We start from the raw sequence: 14847 nt of genomic DNA, 5'->3' as shown, positions 1-14847 counted from the left end.
CGCTCCCTCAGTCGGCGACACGCCGGCGCACGCGCGGCGGTGTGAACAGGGCGTCGACCCACCTGTTCCGGCGTCGACACGTCGCCGCCAGCGCGCCGATGGCGAGCGCACCCGTGATCCCGAGACACCATGCGAGCCACGGTCCGGTGCCGGCGAGCACGACGCCGCCGACGGACAGCCACAGCACCGGCCAGTGAGTCACGTAGAAGACGAGGGAGTCGCGTCCCAGGGCCTGCAGCACGCGAGCCGCCCGGCCGGCGACGCGTCGGGCGAGCGCCGCGAAGGCCATGACACCGGCCATGACGCCGGGGGCGAACGCGAGCTGGTAGCGGACCTCGACGCCCGCGGCGCTGAGTGCGGCCGTCGCGACGGCGAGCGTCGCGGCGACTGCGATGACCCTCCGCGAGCGGGTCCACGCGCTGACGCGCATCTGATGCCGCACCACAAGAAGACCGGCGACGAAGAAGAGCAGCAGGTAGAAGAACCGGGAGAAGCGATACAGGTCGACGTCGAGCGCGGCAAGCACCGCAAATGCCGCGATGGGTAGAGCGAGAGGCACGCGCCAGACGTCCAGGAGCCAGACGACGACGTACGCGGCAAGCAGGAACCACAGGTACCACAGCACGGTCTCGGGCGTGACGACGTTGACGAGCAGCCGCTTGAGGGAGAGCTTCCCGGTCGCGGCGAGGATGACGACGGTCCACACGAGGAACGGCCACCCGATGGCACGGAGCTTGCCGGTGAAGAACACGCGGGCCGGCTTGCTCAGCGACCTGGGCAGGAGCAGTCCGGACAGGAACATGAGCGTCGGGATCCGGAATGGCGCGAGAGCGTCCCCGATGAAGATGAGGGCCTGAGGGGCGTCGCCCGTGCGTTGGATGACGGCGTCGATCGCGTGCGTCGCTATGACGAGAAAGACGGCCGCCCCACGAAGAACGTCGATCCAGACAAGTCGGGCGACGTCCGACCCGCCCTCGGCCGGATTGCGGGGCTCGGTCTCCAGGCGTGTCACCGAGGCATAGTAAAGAGGTCGGACGACGATTCCCGCCGGTCTCGCTCGTGTCACCCGTGCAGTGCAGCAGAACGCTCTCGCCGCCGGTCGGCGGCGCGGTTGTCTCCCCGTCGCAGCGCCGCCACGCAGAGCGAGGTCAACGTCGCCAGCTCCGCGGCGACCTCGCCGATGAGGCCGCCCGCTGCGCCGAGAGCCCGCGCGGCGACCGGGATCGCGACGACGCCGACCGCGGAGCCGCCGAGCGCCGCGTCCGCGACCTTGTGGGGACGCTGCATGGCGACGAGCACCAGGCCGCCCACCCCCCGCGACGCGGACGTCAGCACGATGACAGCGGCGCTGAGAAGCGCCAGGCTGCGATCGACCTCGACCGTGCCCTGGAAGAGCAGCAGGGTGATCGCGTCCATGGCGAACACGAGCGCGGCAGCCGCGACTCCTCCCGTGAGCACGAGGACGCCCGTCGCACGCCATGCGCGCCGCGTCCGTTCCCGCCGGTCCTGGGCCGAGCCCACCCACGACTGGGCCGCTCCCGGGAGGATGGCGAGTCCAGCCAGGACCAGCCGTTGCACACGCTCCACGGACGCGAACGTCGCCGTCGCCAGCGGCGCCACGGTCGCCACCATCGCGGTGGGCAGCGCGATGTAGACGGAGCTCGCCAGCCTGCCCGTCGTCACGCGCGACTGGATCCGCAGCACCCGGAGGCAGCGGCGCGGCCGGATGCGGCGGCGCACGCCGGTGCCCCTCACGGCGACCGTCACCCCGACGCACACGGCGACCAGCGATGCGCCGAGCAGGAGCGCGGGATGGACGATCAACGGAGCCCCGTGCGTGAGCAGGAGCGCCGATGCGCCGGCGGCCACGACCCGCGGTGCGATGTCGCACGCGAGGATGAGGTGGGGACGTCCGGTGCCCGTGTAGAACCACACCGTCGCCATGCCCTGTGCGGCTGCCGCCGCCGCCATGAGGGCGGCCGCGCCGCCGTGATGTGGGGCCACCGCGGCGGCGACGCCGGATGCCACGGCGGCGGCGGGGACGAAGAGCATCGCTCGGGTCCAGGCGCTCAGTACGAGCGTCGCGGCACGTGCGCGCGGGCCCTCGCGAGCGACCATCTGCGGTCCCGTGAGTCCGTAGCCGAGCTCGATGACGACGGCCGCGGCCGCGCCGACCGACATGCCCGTGGCGACCGCTGCCCAGCCGTCGGCGCCGTACGACGCCGTCAGCGCAGGGACGGACAGCAGAGGCACGACCGCGCTGGCGATCGCGACGGCAGCGAAGCCGGCGAGGCGGGCCAGGGGTCGAGTTGCTCCCGCTCGGGCAGTCACCGTGCCAGCATGCACGTCACGCGAGTCGCGGTGCGCTGCGACGTCGTCCGGTGCGGCATCACCGGGCGCCGTCGCCCGTCGCCATCGCCCGCGCGGTCCTCGCGAGGATCATGACGTCCCCGAACAGCGTCCAGTTCTCCACGTACGCGACGTCCATCCGCATCGACGTCTCCGGGTCGAGGCTCGAGCGCCCGGACACCTGCCACAGCCCCGTGAGCCCGGGGCGGACCCGGAGCCTCCGGTTGGCCGCGCGGTCGTACGTGCGGACCTCTGCCTCAATCTGCGGCCGCGGACCGACGAGGCTCATCTCGCCCCGCAGCACGTTGAAGAGCTGCGGCAGCTCGTCGAGGGAGTACCGACGCAGCACCCGGCCCACCGTCGTCACGCGCGGGTCGTTCTTCGGCTTGTAGAAGACCCCGACCTCCGTGACGCCCTCGGCGGCGAGCACCTCCGCGAGCCTCTCGTGTGCGCCGACGTGCATGGAGCGGAACTTGTACATGTAGAACGGCTGGCCGTCCTTGCCGATCCGCTCCTGCTTGTAGAGGACGGGACCGCGGCTGGTGAGCTTGACCAGCAGGGCGAGCGCCAGGAGGACGGGCGAGATGACGGCGGTGATGAGGAACGCCCCGCACCAGTCGAACAGCGACTTCACGATGTACTTGGAGCCGGTGAAGCGCGCTTCATCCACGTAGACCAGAGGCAGGCCGTTGACCGGCTGCATGAGCACGCGCGGGCCTGCGACGTCGGTGAGGTTCAACGTGATGGCCATGTCGACGCCGCTGCCCTCAAGGTCCCATGCCAGCGCGCGCACCTCCTCGTTTGACATGGAGTAGGAGCCGGCGACGGCCACGGCGGCGACACCGCGCTGCCGTGCGACGTCCGCCGCGTCGGTGTGCGCGCCGAGCACCGGGACACCGCCGATCGCGTGCGGGAGGGGACGGGCGTCCTCCTGGACGAGGCAGACGCCGGTGACCTGGTAGCCCGCGCGCGGGTTGCGGTGGAACTCGTTGATGAGGGTGGCGACGTTGCGACGGGGGCCGACGACCAGGACGGCCGAGCGGTCGGCGCCGGCGTCGCGGCGCGCGTGCAGCCTCGTGCGCCACGCGAGCCGGCCCGCCAGCACGAGGCCGAGGCCGAGAGGAGCCGCGATGCCGAGGTACCCACGGCCGATGTCCATGCGGAAGAGGAAGCCGATGATCGCGACGGTCGCGAACAGGTGCCACGTCACCTGGGCGACGCGCGTGAACTCACCGGGGCCGGAGCCGACGAGGCGCCGATCCCGCGTGCGGCCGAACGTCAGCGCGCCCATCCAGGCGGCGAACAGCACCACCGAGAGGCTGAGGTAGCTCGGGGAGAACTCGCCCGACACCACCGCGGCGGTTCCGTTGAGCGGGAAGCGCACGGCGTAGGCAACGGCCAGGGCGACGGCGAGCGCGAGGGCGTCCGTCACGGCGACGCGGTCGGCGTACGACCGGGCCCAGTGCAGCGAGGGTGCGCTCGCCGGGGTCCCGGATGCCGGCGCCGCGGCCTCTCTCAGGTCGTGCGCGGCTGCCCCCACCATGGCGCTCATGCTCCCCCTCGCGTGATGCGAATTGCATTCCACCCCAGCCGGCGAGAAAACGCTAACAGGGCAGAGGTCCAGGCCAGGGGGCCAAAACCGGACATTCACTCCCATAGATGGCGCACCCGTCGGAAACGCGAGGTGAAATCACCCCGTGATGTGACGCATGGTGAGACGAGGACGCGTAGAAGCGCTCGGGGGCTCGGCGGCGGACTCGGGACGCGGACGCGTCGACCGTCGGAAACACGCCTCTGCCACACTGCGCCCCATGGCGACCACTCCCCCCGAGGAGAAGCCGGTCGAGTCCCCCGCAGCCCCCCGCAACGCGGTCGACCGCTTCTTCAAGATCTCCGAGCGCGGCTCCACCATCGGCACCGAGGTCCGTGGCGGCCTCGTCACCTTCTTCACGATGAGCTACATCATCGTGCTCAACCCGCTCATCCTCGGCTTCGTGCCGGACGGCACCGGCGAGTTCCTCGGCGGCGGCCCGGGCGACGGCAGCAACCTGCCGCTCATCGCGGCGGCGACCGCGCTGGTCGCCGGCGTGCTGTCGGTGCTGATGGGTCTCGTGGCGAACTTCCCGCTGGCGCTCGCCGCGGGCCTCGGCCTCAACGCCGTGGTCGCGTTCACCGTCGCGTCGCTGCCCGACGTGTCGTGGGCGGACGCCATGGGCGTCGTCGTGCTCGAGGGCCTGATCATCACCGTGCTGGTGCTGACCGGGTTCCGCACGGCCGTGTTCCGCGCCGTCCCGCGCGAGCTCAAGGTCGCGATCGGCGTCGGCATCGGCCTGTTCATCGCGCTCATCGGCTTCGTCAACGCCGGCTTCGTGCGGCAGGGCGGCGGCACGCCGCTCGAGCTCGGCATCGGCGGCTCGCTCGCCGGGTGGCCGTCGCTCGTCTTCGTCGTCGGGCTGTTCCTCGCGATCGTGCTCATGGCGCGGCGCGTGCGCGGCGGCCTGCTCATCGCCGTCATCGCCACCACCGTGCTCGCCGTGGTCGTCGAGGCCGTCGCGAAGGTCGGCGACTCGGCGCAGGGCGAGAACCCGACCGGCTGGCACCAGAACGTCCCCGCGCTGCCCGACTCGGTCGCGTCCGTGCCGGACCTGTCCCTGCTCGGTCAGTTCTCGCTGTTCGGCGCCGTCGGCAAGATCGGCCTCCTCGCGGTGGCGCTGCTCGTCTTCGCGATCCTGCTCGCCGACTTCTTCGACACGATGGGCACGATGGTCGCCGTCGGCTCCGAGGCGGGCCTGCTGGACGAGGGCGGCAACCCGCCCCGCTCGCAGCAGATCCTGCTCGTCGACTCGCTCGGCGCCGTCGCCGGCGGCATGGGCTCGGTGTCCTCCAACACCGCCTACGTCGAGTCGACGTCCGGCGTCGCCGAGGGCGCCCGCACGGGCCTCGCGTCCGTCGTCACCGGCATCGCGTTCCTGCTCTCGACGTTCCTGTCGCCGCTCGTCGCGATGGTCCCGTCCGAGGCGGCCGCGCCCGTGCTCGTCGTGGTCGGCTTCCTCATGGTCACGCAGGTCGCGGGCCTCGACTGGAAGTCGCCCGAGATTGCGATCCCCGCGTTCCTCACGCTCGCCCTCATGCCGTTCACGTACTCGATCACCACGGGCATCGGCGCCGGGTTCATCGCCTTCGTCGTGCTCAAGATCGCGCTCGGCAAGGTCCGCCAGGTCCACCCGCTGATGTGGGTCGCGGCGGTCGCCTTCGTCGTCTACTTCGCGCTCGGCCCCATCCAGGACGCCGTCGGCATCTAGGCCGTGTCACCCGCCGGGCGTCGCCGCCCGGCGGGTGACCGGGCGGCGACGGCGGACGTCAGGCCGTGAGGAACCGGTCGTAGAAGGCGCGGGGGTCCCCGGCCAGCGAGGCCTTCACCATCGCGCTCCACTCGTCGACGACGACCTCGAGGTCGCCCGCCTCGACCGCGTCGAGCGTCCTGCGGACGACCACGACGGGGTCCGTCTTCGGCCCCGCGATCGCCTTGGCCATGTCCGTGTCCGCCAGGCCCAGGTGCACCGAGGTGACCTGCGTGCCCTGACCGGCCAGCTCCAGGCGCAGCGCGTTGCTCATGTTCCAGTTCGCGGCCTTCGAGACCGCGTACGCGCCGGCGCCCGGGGCGGCGAACCAGGACAGGGCCGAGGCGACGTTGACGATCGCCCCGCCGCCGTTGGCCGCGAGGACCGGGGCGAAGGCGCGGACCATCGCGAGCGTGCCCCAGAAGTTGACGTCCAGCTCGGCCCGCACGCCCTCCAGGTCGCCGAGCAGCGGGCTGCCCGTGGAGATGCCGGCGTTGTTGACGAGCAAATCGACGTCGCCGGCGAGCGCGGCGGCCGCGGCGACGGCGTCGGGGTCGGTGACGTCGAGGGCGACGGCGCGGACGCCGGGCAGGTCGATCGCCTGCGGGTCGCGCGCGGCGGCGTAGACGGTGGCGCCCCGGGCGAGGAGCTCGGCGGCGAAGTGGCGGCCGAGGCCGCGGTTGGCCCCGGTGATGAGTGCGGTCGTCATGTGCGGGACGCTACGACCTGACGTTGACGTCAGGTGCAAGTGCGGGCCAGGGTGACGCATGCGCATCGGAGAGGTCGCGGCACGGGCCGGGGTCAGCGTCCGTGCGCTGCGCTACTACGAGGAGCAGGGTCTGCTCGTCGCCGAGCGCAGCCCCGGTGGGCAGCGCCGGTACCCGCCCGAGGCGGTCGAGCGGGTCAGGTTCATCCAGAACCTCTACGCCGCGGGGCTCGGCAGCAAGGCCGTCCTGCGGATCCTGCCGTGCATGGAGCACGGCGTCCTCACCGACGAGATGCACGAGCGGCTGCTGGCGGAGCGTGCCCGGGTGCAGGCCCAGCTCGACGAGCTGACCGCGACCCGTGACAAGCTCGACCACGTCATCCGGGTGGGACAGGCGCACCGCACCGACCCGAGCACCTGCGCGGCCGCCTCGTAGGTCACGGCTCTGCGGGCGCGACCCCCGGCACCACGTCGACCGGCCGCGGCCCCGCGGCCACCACGGTCCGCGCCCACGGCTTCCACCGGCGCAGCTCCGCCCACCCCCAGCACAGCGCCAGCGTCCCCAGCGCCACGCCGAGCGCCACGTCCGTCCAGCCGACGACGAAGCTCGGCACCACCACCGCGACGCCCGCCTGGATGACGTACGAGTCGAGGCTCCGCGTGCCGATGACCTCGACGGGCCGGAACGCCGCCCGCGGCACCACCTCCAGCAGCCGCGACACCACGACGAACAGCAGCGTCACCACCGCGAACGCGTTGAGCACCCGCGCGGGCCCGAACATCGTCTTGTCGTACAGCGCCGGCGCCACGCGCTCGCCGGCCCACGCGGCGGCGACCAGCGCGCCGGTCACCGCGGTGACGAGCAGCGGACGCGCCAGCAGCCGCTCGCCGATCCGCGCGGGCGCCCAGTGCCACCCGACCGTCAGCGCCACCACGAGCAGCAGCTGCCACGTCGCCCAGTTCGCGCCGAGCTCGCCGGCATAGCTCCGGAACGACGTCACGTGCGGCACCAGGTACCCGACGCCGTACAGCGCCGCCGACCCCGCCAGCACCGCCGCGGTCCGCCCGCGCGCCAGCAGCACGTACGCGACCATCGCGAGCGCCAGGAGCACGACGTACAGCCGCAGCACACTGCCCGCCGGCGGCGCCGCCTGCAGCGTCAGCACCCGCCACACGGCCTCCGCGGTCGACGTCCCCGCCGGGTGCAGGTTGCGGTGCTCGGTCGTCGCGACGGCCGCGGCGGCGAGCGCCAGCAGCCCCAGCGACACCTGCGCGACGTAGATGACGCCGATGCGCCGGGCGCTCTTGCGCTCCACCGCGGCGAGCCCGTGCGTCGTCAGGCGCCGGCTCTGCACGATGCCCAGCACCAGCCCGGACAGCAGCACGAACCCCGACGCGCCGTCGAACGCCGGCACCTGGTGCAGCGCCCAGCTGACCCTGCTCTGCGGCGCGAGGTGGCCGGTCACCATGCTGACGATGCAGAACCCGCGGACGACGTCGATCGCCGCGAGCCGGCCGGTTCCCCCCTGTGCCATCCCGCGACGGTAGAGGCGTTTCGTCCGGTTCCCGCGGGTGATCTTGCTGCGCGGCCGCCCGTCAGCCGGCGATGTCCCGGTGACGCGCCGCCCACCACGCCAGCAGCGCGAGCCCGATCGCCCCGCCGAGGGTGTTCATCACGACGTCCTGGACGGTCGAGAACCGGTCCGGCAGGACGCGCTGCACCGTCTCGATCGTCACGGTCGTCGCGAGGGCCAGCAGCAGCACCGCCCACCAGCGCCGCAGCCCCAGCAGCAGCCCCACGAGCACGCCGAACGGCACGAACATCACGACGTTCGCGACCGCCTCGACCAGCTCGAAGGGCAGCGGCACGCCCCGCTCCGCCAGCCACGCGAGCACCGTCCGCACCGCGCCGAGCGACCCGTCGTACGTGCGCCCCGGCGTCATCGTGACCGCCGCGACCGCCGCGAGGTACGCGACGAGCGCGGCCACGACGACACGGCGGGGGAGGGCGGGCACCCGCACAGCATGCCCCGGGAGCGTCTCTCCATCTGAGACGACGGCCCCGCGACCTGCGTCGGCATCGTCCGGTTCGCCCGGAGTGCGGGGTGAAGGAGGGGTGAGACGGCAGGTGAGGCGGGGCCGCGCCGCGGTCCGCCCGGTGGGCCCGCGGCCGACAGTGGGCCCGCTCCGGACGCCGTACCCCTGCGCGCCCGAGCGCCCCCGCCCGCCACCGAAGGACCCGTGCTGTGACCATGCCTGCCGTACCCACGAGACGGACGCCCCCCGGGCGTCGTGCCCTCGCCTTCCTCCTCGCCGTCCTCACGGCGCTCGTCGCCGGCGGGCTCGTCGCCCCGTCCGCGACCGCCGCCGTCATCGACCCGATGAGCATCCGGTTCCAGCAGACCGTGAACGGCGACTTCGTGCTCGTCGGCAACGGCGTGCTCGACTGCACCGGCGTCGCCTCCGGCACCCCCGGCACGTGCGCGCAGCTGCACGCCGGCGCCGGCACGAGCAACACCGTCAACGACCGGTTCACGATGGCGAACGTGCAGGCCGTGCCGGCCCTGACCGCCGCCGGCGCCGCGAACTCCTCGTCCGCGCAGGTCACTGTGCCGGCCGGCGCGCGCGTCGTGCACGCGCAGCTGTACTGGAGCGCGAACACGGGCGTGCTCTCCGGCGGCCAGCTCGCGTGCGGCAGCTTCGGCGGCGCCACCCGGCCGGGCGGCGACTTCCGCACCGCCCCGGTGATGATCCAGGCCGGTGCCGACGCGCCCGTCGCCACCGTCGCCCCGGCGGAGACGCACACGGAGCAGTCCCTCGCGACCAGCCAGCCCTTCTACTACAGCTCCACGGCCGACGTCACCGCGCAGCTCGCGGCGCTGCCGGTGGGGTCGCCTCAGGTCGTCTCCGTCGGCGGCATCTGGGCGCCGCAGGGTGCCGGCTGCTACGCCGGCTGGACGCTCGGGGTCGTCTACGACCACGGCGAGCTGATCCCGGGCGACCCGGGCACCGAGGCGCGCAACGTCACGCTGTACGACGGCCACGTGCGCATGGCGAGCAGCGACGACCCGCTGTCCGTGTCGTTCTCCGGCTTCGCCGCCGCGGGCACCGGCACGCGCGCGGGCTTCACCCTGTACGAGGGCGACCGCCAGATCACCGGCGACTACGCGCAGTACGTCTCGCGCGGCGCGGGGGCGCCGACGGCCCCGCAGCGGCTAGTCGGCACCGCGGGCGGCACCCAGAACATCGGTGTCTCGCGCGCCGAGGGCGGCGTCGCGTACGGCCGCAACCCGGCCACGCCCTTCACCAACACGTCCGTCGACGTCATCACGCGCGACCTGACGAACGTGCGCGCCAACGACACGCAGGTCGACCTGACCCTCGGCACGGAGGGTGACTCCTACCTCCTGCAGACCGCCGTGCTGTCGGTGCCGGTCGCGGCCGTCAGCATCGAGAAGTCGTTCGACGGCACGGCCGACCAGCAGTGGCGGACCGCCGGCACGCCGGCGCGGTTCACCATCACCGTCCGCAACGCGGGTTCCGTGCCGGTCGACGGCGCGAGCGTCCGCGTGACGGACGTGCTCGCGGAGGCGTGCGAGATCGACGGCATCGGGGTCGACCTCGCGCCGGGCGAGGAGCACGAGTACGAGTGCGAGGGTCCGGCGCCGACGGCCGGCGGCTACGTCAACACGGCGGCGGTGACCGCGCAGCCGGTCGGCCAGGACGTCGTCCTCACGGACACCGACACGTCGGCGGTCGGCCTCACGGCGATCGCCCTCGACAAGGACGTCGCCGCCGCCGCGGGCGCGACCGGCCGTGCCGGGGAGGTCGTCACCTACACCTTCCGCGTCACCAACACGGGCGACTCTCCCCTCACCGGCGTGGGCGTCACGGACGCCAAGGCGGGCCTGTCCGCGCTGACCTGGCAGTGGCCGGGGACGGCCGGCGAGCTCGCGCCCACGCAGACGGCGACCGCCACCGCGACGTACACGCTCACGCAGGCGGACGTCGACGCGGGCGGCACCGACAACGCCGCCACGGCCGCGGGCACCGACCCGATCGGCGCCACCGTCACCTCCGACGACACCACGACGCTGCCCGTCGCGGCGGCCGGTGCGCTGACGCTCCTCAAGGAGGGGACGCTCCCCGCCGACGCGACCGGCGTCCCGGGGGAGACGGTGGGCTACGCGTTCACCGTCACCAACTCCGGCAACGTCACCCTCACGGACGTGGACCTCGACGACCCGCTGACCGGCCTGTCGGACATCACGTTCGGCACGTGGCCGGGCGCCCCGGGCGTCCTCGCCCCCGGCGCCTCCGTCCGGGCGAGCGCCACCTACGTCCTCACGCAGGCCGACGTCGACGCGGGACGCGTCGCCAACACGGCCACGGCCACGGCCGAGGACCCGTCGGGCACGCCCGTCACCACCGACGACACGGCGACCGTCGCCGTGCCCGCCGGGCCCGCGATCGAGCTGGTGAAGACCGGCGCGGCCGCCGGGCAGCGGGCCGGCGACGCCGTGGACTACACGTTCCGCGTCACCAACCGCGGCAACGTCACCCTGTCCGGCGTGACGGTCACCGACCCGCTGCCGGGCCTGTCCGGCGTCACCTTCGGCACGTGGCCCGGCGCCGCGGGCGTCCTCGCGCCCGGGCAGTCGGTCACCGCGACGGCGTCCTACGACCTCACGCAGGCCGACGTCGACGCGGGCCGCGTCGAGAACACCGCCACCGCCACGGGCACCGCCCCGGGCGGCGGCACGGTCGACGACACGGACACCGAGACCGTCACGGTCCCGGCCGCGCCGGCGCTCGCCCTGCTCAAGGAGGGCGCGCTGGCCGACGGCGCCACCGGCGCCGCGGGCGAGACCGCGACGTTCACGTTCACGGTGACCAACACCGGCAACGTGACGCTGACCGGCGTCGACGTCGACGACGCGATGGCGGGCGTCTCCGACGTCACCGTCGGCGCCTGGCCGGGCACGCCCGGGCAGCTCGCGCCGGGCGCGTCCGTCACCGGCACGGCGACGTACGCCCTGACCCAGGCGGACGCCGACGCGGGCGTCGTGCGCAACACGGCCACCGCGACGGGCACGCCCCCGTCCGGCGACGCCGTCGAGGCGGACGACGACGCGGTCCTGCCCCTGCCGAGCGCCCCGGCGCTGACGCTCACCAAGGCCGGTGCCGTGCGCGGCGCCGCCGCCGCGGGTGCCGTCGTCGACTACACGTTCACGGTCACCAACTCCGGCCAGGTGACGCTCACCGGCGTCACGGTCGACGACCCGATGCCGGGCCTCTCCGACGTCACGGTCGGCACGTGGCCGGCCGCGCCGGGCGTCCTCACGCCGGGCCAGTCCGTCACAGCGACGGCGACGTACGTCCTCACGCAGGCCGACGTCGACGCGGGCACGGTGGACAACACCGCGACCGCCACCGGCGCGACCACCGGCGGCACGCCGGTGAGCGACACGGCGGACGAGACGGTGGACCTGCCGGCCACGCCGGCGCTGGCCGTCGTCAAGTCCGGCGCGCTCGCCGCCGAGGCCACGGGCGTCGCCGGGGACACGGTGGAGTTCACCTTCACCGCGACGAACACGGGCAACGTGACGCTCACGGACGTGACGCTCGACGACCCGATGCCGGGCCTGTCGGACCTCACGCCCGGCACGTGGCCGGGCGACGCGGGCGTCCTCGCGCCGCGGCAGTCGGTCACGGCGACGGCGACGTACGTCCTCACGCAGGCCGACGTCGACGCCGGTGGCGTGACGAACACGGTGGTCGGCTCCGCCGTGCCGCCGGGCGGCGGCACGGTGCCGGGCGGCGACACCACCACCGTGGTGGTGCCGCAGCTGCCGGCGCTCGACGTCGTGAAGTCGGGCACGCTCGACGGTGACGGTGCGGCCGGCGACACGGTCGACTACACGTTCACCGTCACCAACCGGGGCAACGTGACGCTCACCGGCGTCGCGCTCGACGACCCGCTGCCCGGCCTGTCGGACGTCACGTTCGGCACCTGGCCGGGCAGCGCCGGCGTCCTCGCCCCGGGCCAGCAGGTCACGGCGAGCGCGTCGTACGTCCTCACGCAGGACGACGCCGACGCAGGCCGCGTCGACAACGTCGTGACCGCGACGGGGGTGGCGCCGCTGGGTACGCCCGTGACCGACACCGACGACCACACGGTCCTCGTGCCGGCCGCCGCCGCGATCGACGTCACCAAGTCCGGCGCGCTGCCGCGCGGTGCGGCGAGCGTCGTCGGCGACGAGGTCCGCTGGACCTTCGTCGTCACGAACACCGGTGCCGTCACGCTGCGGGACGTCGCGCTCGACGACGCCATGCCGGGGCTGTCCGACGTGACGTTCGGGGCCTGGCCGGGCACGACGGGCACGCTGCGCCCGGGCCAGCAGGTCACCGCGACGGCGACGTCCGCCCTCACGCAGGCCGACGTCGACGCGGGTGAGGTCGAGAACACGGCCACCGCCACGGGCGTCGCACCCGCCGGCGGCGGGACCGTCGAGGACTCCGACACCGACACCGTCCCGGTGCCGGGGACCCCGGGCCTCACGGTCGAGAAGGTCGGCACGCTGCCGGCCGGCACGGCGGGCGCGGGCGACACCGTGCAGTGGTCGTTCACCGTCACCAACAGCGGGCAGCTGACGCTCACGGGCGTCGCCCTGGACGACGCCATGCCGGGGCTGTCCGACGTGACGTTCGGCGCGTGGCCGGGCGCGGCCGGGACGCTGCGCCCGGGCGAGCAGGTCACCGCGACCGCGACGTCGACCCTGACGCAGGCGCAGGTGGACGCGGGCTCGGTGCGCAACACCGCCACGGCGACGGGCACCACGCCCGGTGGCGGCACGACGACGGGCACGGACGACGCGACGGTCGTCGTCCCCGCGGCGCCGGCGCTCGCGCTGGTGAAGTCGGGCGCCCTGGCCGCCGGTGCGACCGGTGCGGCCGGTGACACGGTGGAGTTCGCCTTCACCGTGACGAACACCGGCAACGTCACGCTCGCGGGCGTGGCGGTCGCCGACCCGCTGCCGGGCCTGTCGCGCCTGACGTGGACGTGGCCGGGTGCCGAGGGCGTCCTGACGCCCGACGCGCAGGCCACCGCGCGGGCGACGTACGTGCTCACGCAGGCGGACGTCGACGCGGGCCTGGTCGAGAACACGGCCACGGCCACGGCGACGGCGCCGGCGGGCGGCACCGTGCAGGACGAGGACGGCACCACCGTCGGCGTCCCGCAGCTGCCCGGCGTGGACCTCGTGAAGTCGGGCGTCCTCGCCGGTGACGGCACGGGCGCCGCGGGTGACACCGTCGACTACACGTTCACGGTGACCAACACCGGCAACGTCACGCTCACCGGCGTGACGGTGGTGGACGAGCTCGAGGGCCTGTCCGAGGTCGTGGTCGACGCGTGGCCGGGCACGGCCGGCGTGCTGGCGCCGGGTCAGCAGGTGACGGCGCGCGCGTCGTACGTGCTGACGCAGGCCGACGCCGACGCCGGGCGCGTCGACAACGTCGCCTCCGTGACGGGCGTGCCGCCCGTCGGTGCGCCGGTGTCCGACACCGACGACGAGACCGTCACGGTGCCGGCCGACGCGGCGATCGACCTGGTGAAGTCCGGCACGCTGCCGCGGGGCGCGGCGAGCGTCGTCGGCGACGAGGTCCGCTGGACGTTCGTCGTCACCAACGTCGGCGACCAGACCCTCACGCAGGTGGCGGTCGAGGACGCGATGCCGGGTCTGTCGGCCGTCGTGGTCGACGCGTGGCCGGGCGCCGAGGGCACGCTGCTGCCGGGCGAGCAGGTCACCGCCACGGCGACGTCCCGGCTCACGCAGGAGCACGTGGACGGGGGCGCGGTCGAGAACACGGCCACGGCCACGGCCGTCGGGCCCGGGGGCGGCGCCGCCGTCGCCGTCAGCGACGCGGACACCGACCGGGTGCCCGTCCCAGGCGCGCCGGGGGTGACCCTGGAGAAGACGGGGGCGCTCGCCGGCGGGTCGGGCAGCGCGGGTGACACCGTGCGCTGGTCGTTCACGGTCACCAACACCGGTGCCGTCACGCTGACGGACGTCGCGGTGCACGACCCGATGCCGGGCCTGTCCGCGGTGGAGTACGCGTGGCCCGGGGCCACGGGCGTCCTGCGTCCGGGCCAGTCGGCCACGGCGACGGCCACGCTCACGCTGACGGCGGAGCACGTCGCCGCGCAGTCGGTGCGGAACACGGCCACCGTCACGGCGGCGGGCACGGCCGGCGGGCAGGTGGGCGCCGAGGACTCGGCCACCGTCCGGCTCACCGGTGACCCGCTGGCCACGACCGGCGGCGAGCCGTGGCCGCTCGCCGTGGGCGGTGCGCTCCTGCTGCTCGCCGGTGCGGCGGCGCTCGGCATCCGCCGACGGGTGACCGCGGGGTGACGTCCCGCCCCACCCCGGGACCGGCACGCCCCTCGGC

At 74.2% G+C, this 14847-nt stretch carries 9 protein-coding genes; 3 read left to right on the top strand and 6 right to left on the bottom strand.

Translation table 11 applies throughout. The features are described 5' to 3' along the window. Positions 1 to 7: 7 nt before the first annotated feature. Genes ACFUMH_RS02830 through ACFUMH_RS02820 form a run of 3 tightly spaced genes read right to left on the bottom strand, consistent with a single transcriptional unit; the run spans position 8 to position 3901 of the window. Positions 8 to 1012, bottom strand: a complete 1005-nt coding sequence (locus tag ACFUMH_RS02830) for an acyltransferase family protein (protein ID WP_378200071.1) — start codon at positions 1010 to 1012, stop codon at positions 8 to 10. A 50-nt stretch (positions 1013 to 1062) separates the two neighbouring features. After that, positions 1063 to 2331 (bottom strand): hypothetical protein, encoded by a 1269-nt coding sequence (locus tag ACFUMH_RS02825; RefSeq protein WP_378200068.1) that lies wholly within the window; start codon positions 2329 to 2331, stop codon positions 1063 to 1065. Between the two features lie 58 nt (positions 2332 to 2389). Then, complete coding sequence (locus ACFUMH_RS02820) at positions 2390 to 3901, bottom strand: sugar transferase (RefSeq protein WP_378200065.1); 1512 nt, start codon at positions 3899 to 3901, stop codon at positions 2390 to 2392. A gap of 259 nt (positions 3902 to 4160) precedes the next feature. On the opposite strand from ACFUMH_RS02820, the gene ACFUMH_RS02815 reads away from it, so the two are divergent. Continuing rightward, positions 4161 to 5651, top strand: coding sequence for an NCS2 family permease (locus tag ACFUMH_RS02815; RefSeq protein WP_378200062.1), 1491 nt, complete (start codon positions 4161 to 4163; stop codon positions 5649 to 5651). Positions 5652 to 5709: 58 nt separating this feature from the next. Here the strand turns inward: ACFUMH_RS02815 and ACFUMH_RS02810 are convergent, their stop codons facing one another. Continuing rightward, positions 5710 to 6399 (bottom strand): SDR family oxidoreductase, encoded by a 690-nt coding sequence (locus ACFUMH_RS02810; RefSeq protein WP_378200059.1) that lies wholly within the window; start codon positions 6397 to 6399, stop codon positions 5710 to 5712. Between the two features lie 58 nt (positions 6400 to 6457). Between ACFUMH_RS02810 and ACFUMH_RS02805 the strand changes: the two genes are divergently transcribed. Next, entirely contained in the window at positions 6458 to 6832 is a 375-nt protein-coding gene (locus ACFUMH_RS02805; RefSeq protein ID WP_378200056.1) for a MerR family transcriptional regulator, read from the top strand. A gap of 1 nt (position 6833) precedes the next feature. Here the strand turns inward: ACFUMH_RS02805 and opgC are convergent, their stop codons facing one another. Both opgC and ACFUMH_RS02795 read right to left on the bottom strand, forming a co-directional pair. Beyond that, the gene (gene opgC, locus ACFUMH_RS02800; protein WP_378200054.1) at positions 6834 to 7931 is read right to left on the bottom strand and encodes an OpgC domain-containing protein; all 1098 of its coding nucleotides are present in this window, start codon (positions 7929 to 7931) and stop codon (positions 6834 to 6836) included. Between the two features lie 61 nt (positions 7932 to 7992). Further along, entirely contained in the window at positions 7993 to 8412 is a 420-nt protein-coding gene (locus ACFUMH_RS02795; RefSeq protein WP_378200051.1) for a VanZ family protein, read from the bottom strand. Between the two features lie 236 nt (positions 8413 to 8648). On the opposite strand from ACFUMH_RS02795, the gene ACFUMH_RS02790 reads away from it, so the two are divergent. Then, positions 8649 to 14810: a beta strand repeat-containing protein gene (locus ACFUMH_RS02790; RefSeq protein ID WP_378200048.1), complete on the top strand. Its 6162-nt coding sequence runs from the start codon at positions 8649 to 8651 to the stop codon at positions 14808 to 14810. Positions 14811 to 14847 lie beyond the last annotated feature (37 nt).

It is taken from the genome of Cellulomonas sp. NPDC057328, assembly GCF_042667215.1.
Taxonomy (GTDB): Bacteria; Actinomycetota; Actinomycetes; order Actinomycetales; family Cellulomonadaceae; genus Cellulomonas.
This window is presented reverse-complemented; position numbering and strand designations above follow the sequence as displayed.

What these genes read in the sequence shown, in the direction of transcription:
- ACFUMH_RS02820 (WP_378200065.1), bottom strand. Translation starts at nt 3,901, where the DNA reads ATGAGCGCCATGGTGGGGGCAGCCGCGCACGACCTGAGAGAGGCCGCG.
- ACFUMH_RS02815 (WP_378200062.1), top strand. Translation starts at nt 4,161, where the DNA reads ATGGCGACCACTCCCCCCGAGGAGAAGCCGGTCGAGTCCCCCGCAGCC.
- ACFUMH_RS02810 (WP_378200059.1), bottom strand. Translation starts at nt 6,399, where the DNA reads ATGACGACCGCACTCATCACCGGGGCCAACCGCGGCCTCGGCCGCCAC.
- ACFUMH_RS02805 (WP_378200056.1), top strand. Translation starts at nt 6,458, where the DNA reads ATGCGCATCGGAGAGGTCGCGGCACGGGCCGGGGTCAGCGTCCGTGCG.
- opgC (WP_378200054.1), bottom strand. Translation starts at nt 7,931, where the DNA reads ATGGCACAGGGGGGAACCGGCCGGCTCGCGGCGATCGACGTCGTCCGC.
- ACFUMH_RS02790 (WP_378200048.1), top strand. Translation starts at nt 8,649, where the DNA reads ATGCCTGCCGTACCCACGAGACGGACGCCCCCCGGGCGTCGTGCCCTC.